Source organism: Salinibaculum salinum (assembly GCF_037645885.1).
Taxonomy (GTDB): domain Archaea; phylum Halobacteriota; class Halobacteria; order Halobacteriales; family Haloarculaceae; genus Salinibaculum; species Salinibaculum salinum.
The window spans coordinates 73,915-93,299 of sequence record NZ_JBBENW010000009.1; the positions used below are offsets into that span (position 1 = coordinate 73,915).

General features: G+C 51.4%; 8 protein-coding genes and 1 pseudogene. 4 read left to right on the forward strand and 5 right to left on the reverse strand.

What is annotated here, in order from left to right; all coding sequences use genetic code 11:
• Nucleotides 1-13: 13 nt before the first annotated feature.
• From WDJ60_RS11090 to WDJ60_RS11100, 3 genes and pseudogenes are all read right to left on the reverse strand, one after another.
• Nucleotides 14-418 (reverse strand): annotated as a pseudogene (locus tag WDJ60_RS11090) (PIN domain-containing protein).
• Nucleotides 415-600 (reverse strand): antitoxin VapB family protein, encoded by a 186-nt coding sequence (locus WDJ60_RS11095; RefSeq protein ID WP_340100508.1) that lies wholly within the window; start codon nucleotides 598-600, stop codon nucleotides 415-417. Before WDJ60_RS11095 ends, WDJ60_RS11090 begins: the two are co-directional and overlap by 4 nt.
• A 391-nt stretch (nucleotides 601-991) precedes the next feature.
• The gene (locus WDJ60_RS11100; protein WP_340100500.1) at nucleotides 992-1,627 is read right to left on the reverse strand and encodes an IS6 family transposase; all 636 of its coding nucleotides are present in this window, start codon (nucleotides 1,625-1,627) and stop codon (nucleotides 992-994) included.
• A 212-nt stretch (nucleotides 1,628-1,839) separates the two neighbouring features.
• Here WDJ60_RS11100 and WDJ60_RS11105 point away from each other — a divergent pair, with 212 nt between their 5' ends.
• A complete protein-coding gene (locus WDJ60_RS11105) occupies nucleotides 1,840-4,383 on the forward strand; it encodes an HsdM family class I SAM-dependent methyltransferase (protein WP_340100501.1) in 2,544 nt (847 codons plus the stop codon).
• Between the two features lie 220 nt (nucleotides 4,384-4,603).
• On the opposite strand, the gene WDJ60_RS11110 is transcribed toward WDJ60_RS11105, so the two are convergent.
• Entirely contained in the window at nucleotides 4,604-5,899 is a 1,296-nt protein-coding gene (locus WDJ60_RS11110) for an McrC family protein (RefSeq protein ID WP_340100502.1), read from the reverse strand.
• Nucleotides 5,896-8,355 carry an McrB family protein gene (locus WDJ60_RS11115; protein ID WP_340100503.1) on the reverse strand — a complete coding sequence of 820 codons (2,460 nt, stop codon included), beginning with the start codon at nucleotides 8,353-8,355 and terminating at the stop codon, nucleotides 5,896-5,898. The genes WDJ60_RS11110 and WDJ60_RS11115 overlap by 4 nt, the downstream gene beginning before the upstream one ends.
• A gap of 246 nt (nucleotides 8,356-8,601) precedes the next feature.
• Between WDJ60_RS11115 and WDJ60_RS11120 the strand changes: the two genes are divergently transcribed.
• The 3 genes from WDJ60_RS11120 to WDJ60_RS11130 are packed head-to-tail and all read left to right on the forward strand — an operon-like array spanning nucleotide 8,602 to nucleotide 19,381.
• On the forward strand, nucleotides 8,602-11,490 hold the full coding sequence (locus WDJ60_RS11120; RefSeq protein ID WP_340100504.1) for a helicase-related protein: 2,889 nt from the start codon (nucleotides 8,602-8,604) through the stop codon (nucleotides 11,488-11,490).
• Entirely contained in the window at nucleotides 11,487-15,554 is a 4,068-nt protein-coding gene (locus WDJ60_RS11125) for an Eco57I restriction-modification methylase domain-containing protein (RefSeq protein ID WP_340100505.1), read from the forward strand. Before WDJ60_RS11120 ends, WDJ60_RS11125 begins: the two co-directional genes overlap by 4 nt.
• The gene (locus tag WDJ60_RS11130; protein ID WP_340100506.1) at nucleotides 15,551-19,381 is read left to right on the forward strand and encodes an Eco57I restriction-modification methylase domain-containing protein; all 3,831 of its coding nucleotides are present in this window, start codon (nucleotides 15,551-15,553) and stop codon (nucleotides 19,379-19,381) included. Before WDJ60_RS11125 ends, WDJ60_RS11130 begins: the two co-directional genes overlap by 4 nt.
• The last annotated feature ends 4 nt before the right edge of the window (nucleotides 19,382-19,385 follow it).

Genomic DNA, 19,385 nt, shown 5'->3' on the forward strand with positions numbered 1-19,385 from the left:
AATTAGAAAAGAGTCACCGGTAGTTTTCATCGGTGACGCCGAGGGTGTTCGCGAAGTGAATATCGCCAGCGAGGACAGGCTCATCGAGTTCCAAAGCGGTTGCAGCGATCGCAGCATCTCTTTTCCCAATCTAGGCCCTTCACAATTGTCAGTCTCAGCCATACGCTCGCCGAGCAGCTGGCCAGCGCGGCGGGAGATGCTCGGCGTCATATTGACCAACGGGTATGAATCAAGCACAGCTTCGACCGTCTGTCGTTCTTCACGTGTGCTCGCGACTTTCCCGACACCGATGTAGAGTTTTAACACCGTCAGTGAGGGGATCACCATTGGGACATATCGGCTTCGAGTTCCCGCTCCTTCTCGACGGCCGCTTCAACGTCATCGATAATGATAGAATGAAGCTCGTATCGACGATTATTCGAACCGCTTGGCAACGTCACGGACTGCATTACGGTACTGTTGGTCAGCCTGCTCGATGGCGTCCCGCATCTCTCTCACCTGGTCCTCGTCGAAAACACCACGGAGTTCTCTGAGCAATCGTCTACCGTTAAGCCGCTCCACGGCGTCGCTAAATGACTCGTCGCGCTTGTTCGCTTTGATGCGCTCCTACACATCATCTCTGAGCCGGATTTGATGCGCCCTTCTTGTTGACAGCGTTGACTATCTGAAGAAGTCAAGATTTGGGTGCGGCTAAGAGCAAGAGGCCAGACTTTCTACGCCGCCTGCTGAGCGTATAAATCGCCCCGCTTTTGAGCGAGCCATAAAAGGCACTAGCTTCTAAACAGAGATGTCAAAATACTGTACAGTGAAGAGAACAAAGTCGAAGGGATAGTCTCGGTCTCCGACGACGCACAGGGGTATCTAAAGGAGACCAAATTAAGCACATACTTGAGAAAGAAACAGGACCAGACAACCACTCTCATGGCAAAAAGGGGAAATCATAGAATTTGATGTCGACGACGCTGGGAGCATTATAAGAGAAAGGTCGTGTTTAGTTTGGAGCACTGTGCCAGCGAGCGAAACTCTGGAGCCACTTTTCGGCTGTTTTCGGTTCGACGTGGCTGAAGCAGTTCGAAAACGACGACGTTCGTCGCTTGAGTTCTCGAAAAATTCGTTCGACAGCGTTCCGATTTCCGTGGCGACACACCTGAAATCGGAGCCCTGCTCGTTGGAGCGCAGTTTGGAGGTGTTTCGCGCCATCAACGAGAAAAACGTCGGTTTCGACATCGTGCTTTTGCCGAAGTTCGCGTAGGAAAATTTCCGTGAGAGCGGTCGTAGTTGTCGCAAACAACCGAACGTGAAGCAGTTCGTTCGACTGCGGATCGGCGGCGGCATACAGCCAGAACTGCTGGTCGTTGATGCGAATCACCGTTTCGTCAAGCGCGATCTGATTCGGAGATTTCCCAGATTCGGGCTGTAGATCGGCTTTCTGCACCCAGTCATGGATTGCTTTTCGACTGCGTTGGACACCCAGTGAATCAAGCAATTCGACGGTATTCGACAACGACAAGCCCGCAACGTGGGCTTGAATACCCAGCGCCATCGCTGGCTGGGGTGTTCGCTCGCGCTCCACAAAATCCAAATCAATCCACTCTCTACTACCGCTGAGGCGGGCGATTTCTGGCATAGAGCACCAAGAAATTCGCCTGCCTCACTTTTCATGCTTAACTAAACACCGCCAAGAGAAAGTGAGAAAGATTTTTTACACCATTTCAAACTGGAAACCGGCGAAGTCCCGGCCTGAAATTCTGCAGACACGTCCTGAAGAAGGTAGAGGAATAATCACCCAAATCTTGGGCAAATATATTTGAGAGTTGAGAAAGATAGACAGAACAGTCAATGCGTCATAATGACCTCCCTCATTTAGATCTGAATCTATCAGAAGAATTCTCGGAATTGTCGGAGGTGGAATCAACGGAGATAATCGATGATGGCGTTAAGATTGATGTCGGTGCTTCGTCTCTGTACTTCTATCATCCTGGTGGACCGCAAAGCCAATTAGAAAGCCTTCCAGAGGGTATTGATCGGATTTTCATCACGGTCGAGAAGGGACTCTTGGAATTCAATGGCCAGACAAACCAGTACTACACGTCTTCTGAGGCTGATTCATTTGAGGAAGTCGTAGAAATAGTCATCACCCGACAGATCGAGGGGGAAGATATTGAAATTGATGAAGCATTAGAGAAATTGAATGATTCTGGGTACTTAGCAGGATTTACTCCCCAAGCGGTGACCGAGATTTTAGCTGGCTGGGCCATCTCACCATCGGATGAGGCTGTTTTAGATATTGCGACGGGAACAGGCAGTCTTCTGAAACAGGCCGCCAAAGAGAATGAAGAGGCAGAGTTGGTTGGAATAGAGATAAATCCGGTAATCGCCAAATTAGCTCAAGCCCGGTTGAAAGACATTAGCAACGCTAAAATTCTGAATACCGATTTCTTCGACTGGAACCAGTTGGGCCAGCGAGAGCTGGATAAAAAAGGCGAATCACGAAAATTCGATGCTGTTATTGGGAACCCTCCGGTCGGAAGGATGCATCATCTAATCCCAGAGAAACGTGAAGAACTTCTAGACAAATACCCAAGTATTGGACCCACGGCAGCAGCTGGATTCGTAGCGAAGGCAGCAGCACACCTGAAAGAGGGGGGACGCGGAGCATTCGTGCTTCCTAAATCTGCCCTAAAAAACGACTTGCTGCAGCACCTCACAGAATCTTGTAGCATCCATAGAATCGTGGAATTGCCGATTGGCACATTCAACTACGCTAGAGCTCCAGAACTGGTGCTGCTAACCTTTGTTAAAGAGGAGAGTGCGCGGGAAGAGCGAGCGACTGGGATTGCAAGATTCAACCGACCGGAACTACCAAAAAATGCTCGGGGACTATTCGAGCAACCGTTGGAAGAGATTGTTCAAAACCGACATAACCCATACAACGCAGAAATCGTGCGGGCATCTCACAGCGATTTAGAGGGTGGAAACGTGATGCGGATACTCTCTAACCCGCCAATCTACGACATAGTCACTTCTGAACAGTTCCCAAGGCTGGGTGATTTACCTGGTGTTACAGTCGGAACCGGTATTCAAACAGGAGATAACGATTTCTTTTATTTTGGTGTTGAGGAAAAGGATGAGTCGGATATTGATGAACGGTTCTTCCGACCGCTCATCAAGAATCCTCGTGATGATATCCAATCAATTACTGAGGACCAGATTGATCAATACGTCTTAGATTTACAGTTCTACGTAGAAGAGCAGGAGAAGAAGGGGGTCAAGCTCACTGAAGAGAACATCATTGAGCAGTTGGAGACTGATGGACACAATGGTTTGGCTGACTATATTCGGGATGCATCAGTTAATCCTCGTAAGAGGGGCCCGTATTTCCTCCCTCAATACCGGGGTAAAATCGATAGCGTGGACCTAGTTATTCCGGAGTTCTTCGACACCCCTCGTTGCTACTCTGTAGAGGTTGAGGATGCAATGTTTGATAATACAATGATTGGTGTCCATGTTGAAGACGACCAGATGGCAGACGCTCTATCACGATTGCTAAATACACCGCTTTATAAGGAGTTTTTCCAGACCTTCGCTGGCACGATGAACTTAGATTGGTATCGGATGAATATTGGCCAGGCCAAGGATATCCCGATTATCGAGAAGGCCCTGATCGAGGATATGTTCGACCGTATGGACCCGTTCTTTCCGCCAGACTATGACAACGACTTGGTGAACCTGAACCAACTTCTGATAGAAAGTTGTGAGAGTGATGAAGAGAGACAGGCACTTCGCCGGTACTTAGCATCCAGGGATAACTATGCCTGGTCTTGGTTTATGACCCTCCCTGAGTTTGAGGAGTTCCAAGAGTTACTGGAGTCAGACAAGGAGGGTGCTCGGGAATTCATTGTTGATCGATTTGATCAAGAGCTTTTAGACCAGGCTCGGAATACGTTTGAGAATATTGGTTTCTTTGAGGAGCGTAGAGAGCTGCTGAATGATTTGTTGATGGAGTTTGAGAAAGGGCACTACAGAGGGTTCCTTGCCGGAATCATTCTCCAGTTTGAAGGGGTGTTAGCGGATCTGGTTGAGGAGGCAGGCGGGGAGATAATTGAGGAAGATCACGGGACTAAATTCAAGATGCCGGGAAAAGGACGGAGCCAAACAAAGAATTTGGGTAAGTTAATTTCACACTTTTTTGATGGCGCCTTCAGTACTTTCTTAGATGAGACTGTGAGACAGCGACGTAATCAAATCGCACACGGAGACGTTATAGAAAATAGTCGTGAACTCTCAATTCACTTCTTCATATCCTTCTACGCCCTCTGCAATGCAATCCTGAATGAATATGTACGTTTAGCTGAACAGGATCAGCCACAAGGGCCTGCTTGAACCATACACTCCATATTACACGTTCACTCGCTCAAAATAAGGTCCGTATCTCTGATGGAGCAGATGTCTCCGAGTCCCTGATGGCTCCATTTATTTTAGAAGGATCCCAGATCTTAATGGAGCGCACAATATGTGGGCTGTCTGCGTTTCTACTGAACACGATATCAGTTTCAGTCTCAGCACGCTGAATCCCTCCAAATATCCTTCTACAACCAGAATTTTACCTACTCAAATGTCCTATCGACTGGTCTATGGCAGAATGAAGAGACTCCTCCAAAGCCTCTACATACTCCGCAAACGAGTCCGTCTGTTTCATTGTTGGTAACTCCATCAAGGTGAGTTCCTTGCCGTCGGGGAAGGTATAGCTATCTGCAAGTCGGCCAGCCTGATTAGGGTACACTACAAGGCCCGGCGCATCAAAGGCAGACTGATAGGCCGCAAGCTGGTAGAAATCATCATTCTCGGGTGACTCCGTTTTCCATTTAGCGTCTCCCACCAGTCGGACAGCATTGGTTTGATCGGCAATGGTAAAGTCAGGCTTTAGATTGATACGACCGCCTTCATCCAGCGAGCGTGACGTATCTTGATCGGTCGTGCTCCAGCCGGTCCGATCGGCAATTGCAGCCTTAGCGGCCCGCCCAACAGCGTTTTCGAAAACAGTGTTCATATTCACTAACAGTGAATATGAGCGACTCTCCCCGATAGCCAACTCAGAAACGTACAGATTACGCAGGATGAGGTCCGTAAGCCGCAGCAGGTCATCATAGTATTCGTTCAACCGTGTCGTCTCGATCGTTCGAAGCTCCGCAGGATCAACTGGCCGTAGCGTGACACGCTGTCGAAGCTGTTGTCGATGTCGCTGAAGTGCGCTCCCGATACCGTCATCCTGCACGAGCCCAATCAAAACCGTTGTCGCAAACAGGATAGCTTGATTGAGTGGCACATCAGGAGTCAACTCATCATACGTGCATTCGAAGGCAGTCGGCTGTGGGGGTTGTCTGTTGAGTTGCCGCTGGAGATTCAATCGGCCTCGAAGCCTGTTTTCGGTCCCGTCTCTGGTCTGGTACGCTGTGTGAAGGCCACGGGTAAGAACCGCCGACAGCTCTGTCTGAAAGAGCGCTGCTATCGCTTCGATAAATACGTTCCCTTGTTGGATTGGTGTCTCTTCGGCAAATGTCGTGGCGTCAACGCCGTTGGCATACTGGAGCAGATGGAGCAACGGCGTCCCCGTGACCTTCGGTCGGATTTCAATCACCGGCCCCTCTGGTAGCGACACCACGCCAACATATGAGGTAGTCTGTAGCGTTACGAGCCCATCACGATCAAACTCGAGCTGAATCCGATCTCCACGGCGACTGTCTCCGCCGTTGACCTCAGTTTCAATAAAATCGATAGCGGTATCACTCAGTGCCAGCCCGGCACAGCCATCAGCCTCGGGCTCGTTGTGTTCCGAGGTGGTGATATCTACAGTTGTCTCATCAGTGAACGAAAGCGACGGCGCGCTGTCGGTGCTCATTCCGAAACACGCCCCGTGGTTCTCAGTAGCGTCGTAAGGGCAGTTTCCAATGTGTCGGCATCGAAGGTTGTGATCTCCTGGCGGTCATAGTCGAGCAGCTCGGTGCCACCACCTGCAAAGAGAATATCCTGTATTCGATCGAACTGCCCGAAAAAGTACTCTTCAAGCAGCGGCAGCAGTTCGAATCGCCACAGATCAACGACCTCATCTCGAGTATTAACTCCAAAAAAGAACGAATGGCCGATCTGTTTGCCTTTTCCAAGGTCAGCAGTTCCGATAATTTGTGTGTTGAAGTGCTGGACAGTGAGGATGGACTGTGCTAACAAATGGTTGTCTGCTGTATCGTTGCCAGCTGCGGTTTCGACATTTGCCTGAGAATCGAAGGCGAAGGTGTCAGATCCATAGAGCGCCTCAAAATCTGGGGGAAATGAGAGGAACCGGAACCGCCGCCTGAGCGCTGTGTCAACGAGTGCAATCGAGCGGTCAGCCGTGTTCATCGTCCCGATGAGATACAAATTCGGTGGAATACTGAATGGTTCGCCAGTGTGGGCGAGCGTCACGGTCGTCTCATCGGGTTGCCCAGTCCGCTTATTATATTCGAGAGCAGTCATCGTCTCACCGAAAATCTGAGCGAGGTTGCCACGGTTGATTTCGTCGATGATGAGTACAAACTTCGGTGGAGACTCATCATCCGGAGTCGCCGTGTATTCCCGTCGGGCACGGTCAGCAATTGTTTTGAAAACACCTGGTTTGTGGTCATAGGCCACGCCGTTATCGGTGGCCTCGGCACTGAGGCCCTCAAGAAAATCTTCGTAGGTGAACGAGGGATGAAACGTGACAGTGGTCAGGTGCCGGGTTGTTGGCTCAACACCTGGCTGTTGGTGGAGCCACCACTTCGCAAACCGCTCAGCGGTGTACGTTTTGCTTGTGCCCGGCGGGCCATAGAAAACCATCTGACCCACTGTTTGAAGCTGGCGTGCAATCTCATCCGCCTGGTTTGGTTTAGACGGCCCTGTGAGTGGCTCTGCATCATCTGTATCAATGACCTGTGGGTCCGTTGCCTCGACGGTATAGTCCGCAGTAAGAACGGTTTTCAATACGAGTGGGTCCATGTTCGTGTTTAGACCCGCTGCCGCCTGGAGATCGCGAAACCGTACCATAAAGAGGACTTTTGCCGGCACGAGTTGGGCCACCCGGCCGATACCATAATCACCAGCGAGGTCTGTTAATTGGGGCGCCATCTGCTCGTATGCTGTCGAAATGAGCTCACAATGACTGGCTTCACGGTGTGTGAGTGCAGTGTCACTACTGACTTTATCTAGTGTCTCTGTCACCGTCTCGAGTATCCTTGCGGTGAGAGCATCCCGAAACCAGTCCGCTGAGAGGTCAGCGAACGCCATCCGGATACGGATGTCCACGATCGCCTCCTTGTCCGTATCATAGGTCTCAGCAGGGTCTGGAAATGGCAGCTCGTACTGGAAGGCCTGTAGGTGTCCGTATAATTCGGGTAGTTCTGCAAGGAAGAGATAGAGTAACTCCAGTGGCACCGGCGTGAGATAATGCTCGGGGCGAAGCGAAAGGTCCGAATCATAGAACAGCACCTGCTCCGACTCTAATAGCTGGTGCAACCGCGGTTGATAGATTGCGTCGCCCAGCAGGTCATCATACAGGTCAAGTGGGGTGTTGAGTGGAGTTACATATGTAAGTGTCCGGTAGATAGCTGGTTCGTGCTCGTTAAATCGGAGTTCATCTGGTAATTGTTCATAATCTCCTCGTGTGGTCGATCCAATGACGGAAACACTCGTCACTCGGTTTGTCTCCTCCGAAAGGTTGAGAACGATATCACCGACTGTGGCCTCCCGGAGTGGTGTCTGATCCTGGTTTTCTGAATAGATAACAAGGTCGGTCTCTGGAGAATTATCACTGGTTGTCTGCAGCCCAGTATCAAACCAGACTGTCGGCGCTGTTCTTTGCGTCTGTAAATAGGCAGTAAGTGAGTCATAGCCTTCAAGCACGCCTGCAAGTTGCTCAGACGATAGCCGGAGTGGGGCCGTTAGAGCACCCTCGAGATCGAGGGGTGCATGGAGCTCGTGACTTGGAATGTCAATCTGGAAGGGAACCCCAAGTATCGCGATGCAGTCCGAATAACTATCCCGATCCCGTCCATCGATTCCGGCATCACCTAACAGATCCTGGACCAGCGAATTGTTCTCCTCAATTTGGTGAATCGGGGCCGCCCAAGTATACTCATTTCTGCCTTCGTAGAACAATACAAAACTAGCTTCGTCGAAATCGTCCCCAGAGACGCGGGTGGGAAGCGGGTAGACATGCGTGATTATCGACGGGGTGTCGAGTGTTGAGTATGTATTGGTAGGGACGCCTGCTTGCGCGAGCTGCTTGAAAATAGTTTGCTGTGTCGGGTTTGCTGCAGGCGCTAAAATCAGTTCTGACGACATTCGATGTAGTAAACCAATGACGAGATGTAATAAAACTTAGTCATGATTGCAGTTCTAATCGAGCCCAGTACGACAGACTGGGTACCGGACTGTCGCTGGGATACAGTTCTGGATCAGCTTTTGCCAGACCGCAGCCAGGTAATGCTCCATCAGCGGTAGAATAGTAACAAAGCCTAAGTCCGGGTACTGTGACACAGTATTCATCATGGACCGGAAAACATTTTGGGTGTCTTCTGAGGGCGTGGCATGAGTTCGGATTCAGAGCTGTTGGAGAACCTGATGCCTGGCCAGGTAATCCGGAACCGGAATCGATTGTGGCGCGTAGATAAGATCGATGATGCCGTTGTGACTGCGACACCGCTTGACGGGAACAACAGCGAGAAACACCGGTTCTACTATCCGATTGAACAGATCGAACGGGGTGATCTCCCGCTCCCAGATATCGATCGGCTCGGAAATCCCCAGTTTCAGGATCTGCTAATTCAGGCCAATCGCCTCTCGATGCTCCATGGCACGGCACCGCTGATGAGCCTGCAGCGATCGCGTGTCATTCCGACGGAGTACCAGCTGACGCCAGTTGTAATGGGACTGGATATGCCACAGGTCCGGCTACTGCTTGCTGATGACGTCGGGCTCGGGAAAACCATTGAAGCTGGTCTCATCACCAGCGAGCTTCTTGCCCGGAACCGAGCCGAGGATATTCTCATCGTCACGCCGGCTAATCTACGGGACCAGTGGCGGCAAGCGCTAAAATATTTCTTCCACATTGATGCTCCGATTATCGACCGCCGGAAGCGGCGAGCAATGGAAAAGGAGATTCCACCCGGGACTAGTCCGTGGGATTACTATTCGAAGCTAATCGTCAGTATTGACTATGCCAAGCAGCCGAGTATCCGACATGAGATTCTGGAGCAAGACTGGGATATGGTCATTATGGACGAGGCCCACCAGGCGGCCAAACCCCACCAACAATCTAAGCATCAGTCGGTGAGCAAACAACGCTGGGAATTTGCCCAAGATATCACAGACAATGCAGACCACGCCCTCCTGTTGACGGCGACGCCACACAATGGCTACAAGGACTGTTATGCCAGCCTGCTCCGGATGGTAAACGAACAGATGGTTTCGGGGTCACAAGCCAATCCGAACATCAACCGCGAGATCGCCACCCAGCACGTCGTCCAGCGCCGCCGATCCGACGTCGAAGAGTGGTTCCAGGAGGACGACACAGAGAGCCCATTCCCGGACCGCGATCAAGACATTGTCACCGTTTCGCCGACGGGTCCGGAGTCGGCAATGTATGACTCTGTCCGATCGTATGGTGATGCGCTGTTGGACGCCGCCAAAGAGTCGGATAATCGGACGCTGGCTCGCTGGACAATGGTCCACTTTCTCAAACGAGCACTCTCGAGCCCAGCCGCACTACGGGAATCGCTGGCCAACCGAGAGGAGAAACTCACCGCCCAACTCGAGGAACTCGACGAGGCAGCTGCCCAAATCGATGACAGCGCCGGCGTGACCGAAGAAATGGCCCAGGCTAACGCCCTGGACAATGACCCGGGCGAAGAGTACGACGAAGCCGAGCTCGGGGAGCGAGTCGAGCGGATTGTCGCCGGCGATCGAGCAGCGATCGAGATGGAACTCGAGGCCTTAGAAGAGACCAAAGCCGCTGCCGAGAAAGTGACACTTTCGGAGGACGGCAAACTACAGCGGCTCTTAGAGGAGACACTCCCGGCTCGCTCTCAATATCCACGTGTCATCATTTTCACCAAGTACGTAGACACGCTGGAATATTTGGAAGCGGAGATCGAAAACGCAAAAACGAACGTCACCTCCGACCTGAGCGAGGATTTGGAGGTCTTCACACTCTATGGCGATCTCAATGAGGCCCAGCGCCAGGAGCGATTTCAGGAGTTCGCAGAGACAAATCCTGCCGTCCTGATCGCGACAGACGTGATCAGCGAGGGGATGAACCTGCAACACGCGTCCAATCAGATCATTCACTACGAACTCCCTTGGAATCCGAATCGGCTTGAACAGCGAAACGGCCGGATCGATCGCTATGGGCAGGCCGAAAACGAAGTCGTCATCCGGACGATGGTGGTCGAAGACAAGATGGATCGGGCAGTGCTGGAGACCCTCATTCAGAAAGCCCAGGACATCCGCGAGGAGTACGGCTTCTCACCGCCCTATCTGGATGATGATGAAGGTGTGTTGCAGCTCATCGAGAACGAGGGGTTAGATGTAGGAATCCCACAAACGAGTCTCGATGAGTTCAGCAGCGACAGTCAGCCAAGCACAACCCACAGTGCGTTCGATGATGAGACGCTGCAACGCATTCAGTCGGAGTCGTTCTACGGCCACACAGATGTTGATCTCTCGGACGTGCGGCGTCGACGCGAGAAAGCCCATGAATTGATTGGTGGCCCGGATGCAGTCGAGGAGTTCGTCAAAAGCGGCCTGGATATGTTTGAGTGTGAGCTCGATTGGAATGCTGATGCGACACTCTCCATCGAGGTAAACGATCCCCAGTTACGTGGCCCCGATATTCAAGCCGAGTATACGCGTGTGTCCTTCGATCCGGAGCGAGCGACACAAGATGCCGATGTGGAGATGCTGGACATCGCACACCCACTGGTACAGCAACTCATTGAGGCCGTCAAAGAGGTCGGCCTGACGGATGAAGACCGGTATGGCCGAACTGCAATGCGCGGAGCTGACGAAGTCGAAGATCCCATGGCAATCTACACGGCCCTGGTGCGGTACTTTGCCCACACTGGCGACCAACCATCGGTGATGGAGGAGTTGATTCAGGTTGGCCTGCCGATCTATGGCGATGAACCACTCTCCCACGAACGGGTCGAGGAATTGATTCAGGCCGAGAGTCGCCCGGCCAATCGGACTCGAGATGAAGCCACGTTCGACTTGGAGAGTGCAATCGAACATGAGCAACTGGAGGACACGGTTCGTGAGTACGCCTACCAGCGACGGGACGAGATCGCCGAGGAACGGCGTGAAATGCGTGAACGGCTTGAAGAGTCCGGCTATGGCGAATCGCTCGAGGGAATTGATACGATTTCCTTTGCCAGTGATGATCTGCTGACTGTCAGCCTCTACTACCCATCTGAACAATGAGTACGGATACTGACGCTGGGGACCGCACGGCCCGGTACCGACCACAGACGGATTCGACCACATTCATCGAGACGAGTGGTGGGTTGCTAACTGAGCAGCTCGTTCGGAAGCTCCGCGAGCGAGAGTGTAGTGAGACTGCCGTCGACCCAGAAACGTTCACACTCGGCCGCGAGGACACAGTTACCGAAGCCGAACTCGAGGATGAGATCGGACGGGCTTGGGAGCAATTGCGGGAGCGCTGGGATACCGTCACGCAGGACAACGAGCTCTTTGGGATGGACGTCTCGACTGCTCGGGAGCGATGGATCATGGTCTTGCTGGAAGCACTCGATTTCGAACCGAGCTATAACAACGCTCATCTCGAAGCCGACGGTATCTCGGCGCCGTTGTCCCACTATGGGTGGGGCCACCCGGAATCCGTGGAAGACTTTGGCGCTATGGGTGGTGAAATCCCCCCAGTACTCCATACCGTCCAGCCAGGTGCCCAACCGACCGGTGCAGATGACCTAGACCTCGACGATGGCACCCATCCCGGTGCCGAGGGACGATCAAAAAGTCCGCATGATGAACTCCAGACATTCCTGAACGCCAGTGATGCCCAGCAATGGGGAATCGTAACTGACGGCCAAAAGCTACGGGTGCTGCGCGATTACTACCACACCTACACGCGCGGATATATCGAATTCGACCTGGAGAATATCTTCACCAACCGGAATTACGGGGATTTCCGGGCGCTCTATCGACTTTGTCATGCGTCTCGTTTCATCGCCACGGCCGGGGCTGAATCAGCTGACGATGAGCACGAATCCCCCTTAGAGTCGCTGTATCAGATTGCCCTCTCGACGGGTGTGAAAGTTGGCAAAGGATTGCAATCGAACGTGGTCAGCGCCATCGAAACGCTGGGGAATGGGTTCCTCAACGAAGATATCCGTGCGGCGCTGACTGCGGGCAGCCAAGGCGACGCTGAAGCGTACTATCAAGACGTTCTGTTTGTCGTATATCGACTGCTCTTCCTGCTGTTTGCCGAGCAACGCGGCATGATGGCCCAACGTGACAGTCTGTATACGGAGGAATACAGCGTCACAAAGCTTCGTGAGCGCTCCGAACGCCGCGAAAAGGGGACACGCAACAACGACCTCTGGAAAGGCCTTCAGGCTACGTTCAAACTCGTTGGCGACGGTGATGAGACACTCAACGTGCCCGGCTACAATGGGGGGCTGTTCGATGATGACAATCTGTCGTACATCGATACGGCAGATTGTCCCAACGAGAAACTGCTACAGGCAGTGTATGATCTGACACACATCGAGCAGGATGGCTACCAACAGCGAATCTCGTATGCCGATTTGGGAGTCGAAGAAATCGGCGCTGTATATGAGAGTCTGCTCGAGTTTACGCCACAGATTGCCGACGAAGTGGTCCCGCTCGAAGACCGGTCCATTCCGCCGGGGCAATTCTACCTCGATGATCGGGGGATGGAACGCAAAGAAACCGGGAGTTACTACACTGACCCGGGGCTGGTCAACGAGCTCATCGAAAGTGCACTGGCACCCGTGGTAGAGGATCGAGTTGACGACGATGCTGATGCCGAGACACAAGAACAGCAACTACTCAGTATCTCTGTCTGTGACCCCGCAGTTGGCAGTGGGGCGTTCCTGATTGCTGCCAATGATTATCTGGGGCAAGAGCTCGCCCAGATTCGATCTGAGTCTGCCTACCCAGCTGAAGACACCGTCCGGCGGGCCCGACGCTCGGTCGCCCAACATTGCCTCTATGGTGTCGACCTTAATCCGATGGCCGTCGAGCTGGCAAAAGTCAGCCTCTGGATCAACTCCGCCGTTGAAGACAAGCCCCTGAGCTTCCTTGATCACCGGATCAAACAGGGGAACTCGCTTCTGGGTACTACACCGGAATTAGTGAGCAGTGGGGTTCCCCAGGATGCCTTTGAGACGTCTGCCGGTCGCGAGTGGCACGATGGAAACGCTGTCCGGAAAGAAGTCCGCAGCCAGAACAGTGGCGTCCAGAGTGGTCTAGATTGGGAGTGGGACGAGAGCGATGAGTACGTCAGCCTGGCTGAAGAGCTGGATCGGGTTGAAGAAAATAAGATCGATGATGTCCACGAAAAAGAGCGACTGTTCGAGGAATTAAGCCACAGTGAGGCGCTCCAACGTGGGCAACTCGTTCACGATGTGTGGACCGCCGCTTTCTACTGGCCGATGGACGGGTCGATCACACCCTATCCCACACCCGAAACGATCGAGAAAATTCGCCGTGATCCACCAGCAGCCGTCGAGGGGACACCAGCGGATCTAGAGGGGCTTGAAGCTGTTCGAGCGTTCGCCGGTGAAATTGCAGAGTCACATGACTTCTTCCACTGGCCATTGGAGTTCCCCGCGGTGTATGCTGATGACGGTGGGTTCGATTGTCTGCTCGGCAATCCACCCTGGGAGAAGCTCAATTTCGAGGAAGAGCAATTCTTCGCCGTCAGAGCGCCGGAGATAGCCAATGCGTCAACGGCAAGCAAGCGGTCGGATATGATCGATGCGTTGGAAACCGAGTATCCAGAGCTCTATGCGGAGTATCAAGAAGCAGCCGAAGGCGCTGCGAACCTCATGAATTTCATGCGAAACAGCGGGAAATACGAGCTCTCTGGGCAAGGCCACGTCAATACGTATGCTCTATTCAGCGAATGGTACGCGAACAATGTCAACCCGACGGGCCGAGTCGGTGTCGTCGTGCCAACCGGGATTGCAACCGATCACACGACGGCTGATTTCTTTAGACATATCGTCGAGAACCAGCGTCTCGTGTCCCTGTATGATTACAATAATAACAAGAATATCTTCCCAGGGGTGCACAACAGCTACCACTTTTGTTTGTTCACCCTCACCGGAGCCGACGCACCAGTCGAAGAGTTCGAAGTGGCCTTTGGAATGGACGAAATCGAGCAGGTCCAAAACGAGAATCGGCGCTATCGACTCAGTCGTGAGGATATCCGGCGTGTGAATCCAAACACCGGGACCAGTCCTACGTTTGAAACCCCAGAAGAGGCTGATTTGGCCCTCAGAATGTATGAGACCAGTGGAGCGTTGGTCAATGAAGAAGCAGACGGTGGGAACCCTTGGGGGATAGACATCAGCCGGATGTACAATATGGCCGATGCATCACAGCTATTTTGGACAGCGGAAGATTTCAACGACGACGAATCGTATGTGCGAGATGGGAATTGGTTTGAAAAATCAAATGACGGAACTCGTTTTATTCCGCTCTATGAATCAAAGCTCATGCATCAGTATACACATCGGTTTGCGACATTTGCCAACGTTTTAGAATCCGATTTTGGTGATAGGGATGCCAGACGGTTCACTGAGGAAGAGCTCGATGATCCGACCGAGTATGCAATCCCACGCTACTGGATCGATGAAGAAGAATACATCTCGAAACGGGACGATGGCTGGCATCTTGTACTCAGGGATATTGCACGGGATGATGACGAGCGAACAGCAATCTGTGCACTACTCCCACGAGTTGCAACTGGCGATACGCTCAATCACATCTATGGGGCCTCTCCTGAGGAAGCACTTCTGCTGCTGAGTTGCTTCAACTCATTCCCATTAGATTTCGCTGCTCGACAAAAAGTCGGAGGGACACACTTGAGTCATTTTATTATTAGACAGCTCCCTGTGCCGTCTCCAGACCGGCTTGAAGCTGTGAAATTGGATGGAGAGCCGATCCGTAATCGGATCAATCAGTTAGCGCTGCAGTTATCCTACACAGCAACCGATCTGGATCCGTTTGCCGCCGAATTAGGCGTCGAACAGACGCCGTTCCAGTTCTCGGGTGACGATCGGTCGCGCGAAGCGATGCGATTTGAACTGGAGGCACTCCTGTGCCACGTATACGGCATCAAATCGGATGATTTCGAGAGACTGTTCGATTCGTTCGATCAGATCCGCCGGCGTGACATGGACGAATATGGTTACTACCATACTCGTGATGAGATCAAAGCGCAGTTTGAGTCACTCGCAGGCGACATCACGGACCCCCAGGAGAACACCGCATGAGTTCTGAATCCAATTCCGCAGACCAGACAAGTCGGTACCGGCCACAGACTGAGTCAACTACGTTCATCGAGACCAGTGGTGGGTTGCTTACTGACCAGTTGGTGCAGAAACTCCGTGCGCGAGATTGCAATGAGTCTGCAGTCGATCCACAGACGTTTGCACTTCCTGGCGAAGACCCGCCCACAGACGGTGCTATTGAAGATACGATCGCGAAACACTGGGAGGCCCTGCTGGAACGCTGGGACAGCGTAACCCAAGATAACGAACTGTTTGGAATGGACGTCTCAGCCGCACGAGACAAGTGGATTATCCCACTTATCGAAGCGTTGGACTTTGCTCCGGTCTACAATCAGGGTCATCTTGCAGCAGACGGTGTCACTGCGGCGCTATCACACTACGGATGGGACCACCCAGAAAGTGTGGACTCCTTCGGTACCATGGATGGGGAGATCCCACCGGTTATCCATACAATTCAACCGGGCTCAAAAGGTGCTGATATATCCGAACATGGGCTAGGAGATGGATCACACCCAGGTGCTGAGGGGCGACATAAGAGCCCGCATGATGAACTGCAGACATTCCTGAATGCCAGCGACGACCAGCAATGGGGTGTGGTTACTGATGGGCTGAAACTTCGAGTCCTGCGTGATTATTATCACACCTACACCCGTGGCTACGTAGAATTCGATCTTGAGAATATTTTCACTAACCGAAATTATCGGGACTTTCGGGCACTGTTCCGGCTGTGTCATGCCTCGAGATTCATCCCGGCAGATGATGCCGGGCCTGAAGATGATGAACCGGAATCACCCTTAGAGGAACTCTATCAAATCGCTCTGTCTACCGGTGTCAAGGTCGGCCAAGGACTGCAATCAAATGTTGTGAGCGCGATCGAAACGCTTGGAAATGGGTTCCTCAATGAGGACATCCGGGCAGCTATCGCTGATAGCAACCAGGATGCTGCAGAAGCATATTATCAAGATATCCTCTATGTGGTCTATCGGCTGCTCTTCTTACTGTTTGCCGAGCAGCGTGGGATGATGGCCGAGCGTGACAGTCTATACACCGAGGAGTACAGTGTCACAAAGCTTCGTGAGCGATCTGAGCGACGGGAAGAAGGAGCGCGAAATGCAGATCTGTGGGAAGGATTGCAGGCAACTTTCCGACTTGTTGGGCAAGGTGATGAAGCGCTCAATGTACCCGGCTACAATGGTGGGCTGTTCGATGACGAGAAATTATCGTATATTACAGAAGCGGACTGCCCAAACGAGAACTTGCTGCGGGCAGTCTACAACTTGACCCACGTGGAGCAAGATGGGTTTCAACAGCGGATTTCCTATGCCGATTTAGGGGTTGAGGAAATTGGTGCGGTCTACGAGAGTCTACTAGAATTCACCCCACAAGTCGCCGTTGATGTGGTTGAACTCGGAGATCGGACAGTCTCGCCAGGTCGGTTCTACCTCGATAATCGCGGAATGGAGCGGAAAGAAACTGGGAGTTACTACACTGATCCAGGCTTGGTGAATGAGCTAATCGAGAGCGCATTAGAGCCAGTCGTAAACGAACGGGTAGATTACGACGCCGACACTGAAAAACAGGAGCAGCAATTGCTGAATATCTCCGTCTGCGACCCAGCTGTCGGCAGTGGGGCATTCCTTATCGCTGCCAATGATTACTTGGGTCAAGAACTCGCTCAGATTCGCTCTGAGTCAGCCTATCCTGATGAGAAAATAGTACGTCGGGCACGTCGGACAGTTGCGCAGCACTGCCTGTACGGGGTCGATTTAAACCCGATGGCTGTAGAGCTAGCAAAAGTCAGCCTCTGGATTAATTCTGCTGTTGAGGATAAGCCCTTGAGTTTCCTTGATCACCGAATTAAACAGGGAAATTCGCTGATTGGTACCACATCGGAATTAGTGAAAGAAGGGGTGCCTGAGGATGCCTTTGAGACGTCTGGGGGCCGTGATTGGCACGAGGGGAATGCTGTCCGGAAAGAAGTTCGTAAACAGAATAGTGGCGTCCAAAGCGGATTAGATTGGGACTGGGATGAAGGTGACGAGTATGTATCTATTGCTGAAGAATTAGATCAGATTGAGGAAGATAGGATTGACGATGTTCAAAAGAAGAAACAGTTATTCGATGAATTCAGGAACAGTGATGCGCTACAACGTGAGCAACTCGTCCATGACGTATGGACAGCCGCTTTTTATTGGCCAATGGACGGATCAATCACACCGTATCCAACCCCCGAGACAATAGAGAAAATCAGGCGCAATCCACCAGAAGCTGTCAACGCTTCAGCCGAAGATACTGAGGGGTTGGAATCCGTTCGAGCATTTGCCAGTGAGATCGCAACCTCGCAAGATTTCTTCCACTGGCCTTTAGAATTCCCTGCCATCTATTCAAATCAGGGAGGGTTCGACTGTATTCTAGGCAATCCACCTTGGGAACGCGTTGAATTAAAAGAAAAAGAATACTTTGCAGTGTCACAGCCACAGATTGCCAATGCACGAAATGCTTCGGAACGGAAAAAATTGATTTCGGAGTTGGAGGAGGCCAATCCCGAATTATATACTCAATACCAAAACGATAAAATTAGGCTTGAGCAGAGAACTAAGTTCCTACAAAATAGTGGTCGCTATTCGCTTACAGGCAGAGGGAATTTAAATACTTACGCTCTGTTCTCAGAGCTGTCACTTGATGAAATTAATGGTCAAGGTCATGCTGGCATTATAGTCCCTACAGGGATAGCTACCAATTCTAGAACTCAGTACTTTTTCAGTCATCTTGTTGATAGTAAGCGTCTGAATTCATTAATTGATTTCGAAAATAAGCATGGTATTTTCACAGATGTACACAAAAGCTACAGGTTCTGCCTATTGACAATGGTTGGTGCCAGTCAAGCGAAAGACAATATCAAACTAGGGTTTGGACTAAGCAAAATAGAGGAGTTTGAGGAAGATAATCGCTTGTTCAAACTTGATCAAGAGACCATTCAACGAATTAATCCGAACACCAACAATCTACCCACTATCGAAAACCCAGCGGATGTGCGTCTAATAGACAAAATTTATTCCGAGACAGGAGCTCTCAAAGTGAAAAACCAGGAAGATGGGAATCCATGGGATATTGAGAGTGGCGGTGAGTTTCATATGAGTCATGCAGCAAGCCTATTCCGGACTAAGAGCGAATTGAGAGACAATGGGTGGGTGTTAAACAATAACTCATTTGAGAAAAGCCAAGAACGGTACATTCCCCTTTATGAATCAAAATTATTCCATCAATATAATCACAGGTTTGCAACATTTGAGGGGGTGACAGAGGAAGAGATCGATGATGGGAAGGCTAAAGAGCTGAGTTTAGAGGATCTCAATAATAAGCAAAAAGTGTCTCTTCCTCGGTATTGGATACCTGAAGAAGAATTTACTGAGAAACATCGTGGAGATTGGCATCTAGCCCTTCGAACTATAACTCGCTCAACTGACTCGAGAACAGTGATAGGATCTATATTACCGAGGGTTGGAGCAGCTGATAGTCTTAGTGTTTTTAATGGGCCTGATGCTTCAGAAAGTCTTGTTCTCCTCTCTTTGTTGAATTCTTATGTCTTAGATTATGTAGCCAGACAGAAAATCAGTGGGTCGAATCTAAATTACTACATGATATGGCAACTCCCGATTCCATCACCAGGTCATATAAAACAATTCAAATTGGAAGGGGAACCTGTAGACCAACATAGAGGGTGTCATAGAACGATTACCACACCAAAGAGCAGGGTGAATGCTGAGATGGTATGGCCTCAGCGACCCTGCAAGATGATCCTTCGGTAGAGAC

Coding starts and splice junctions, on each gene's coding strand:
- WDJ60_RS11100 (WP_340100500.1), bottom strand. CDS start 1,627: ATGCCAGAAATCGCCCGCCTCAGCGGTAGTAGAGAGTGGATTGATTTG.
- WDJ60_RS11105 (WP_340100501.1), top strand. CDS start 1,840: ATGCGTCATAATGACCTCCCTCATTTAGATCTGAATCTATCAGAAGAA.
- WDJ60_RS11110 (WP_340100502.1), bottom strand. CDS start 5,899: ATGAGCACCGACAGCGCGCCGTCGCTTTCGTTCACTGATGAGACAACT.
- WDJ60_RS11115 (WP_340100503.1), bottom strand. CDS start 8,355: ATGTCGTCAGAACTGATTTTAGCGCCTGCAGCAAACCCGACACAGCAA.
- WDJ60_RS11120 (WP_340100504.1), top strand. CDS start 8,602: ATGAGTTCGGATTCAGAGCTGTTGGAGAACCTGATGCCTGGCCAGGTA.
- WDJ60_RS11125 (WP_340100505.1), top strand. CDS start 11,487: ATGAGTACGGATACTGACGCTGGGGACCGCACGGCCCGGTACCGACCA.
- WDJ60_RS11130 (WP_340100506.1), top strand. CDS start 15,551: ATGAGTTCTGAATCCAATTCCGCAGACCAGACAAGTCGGTACCGGCCA.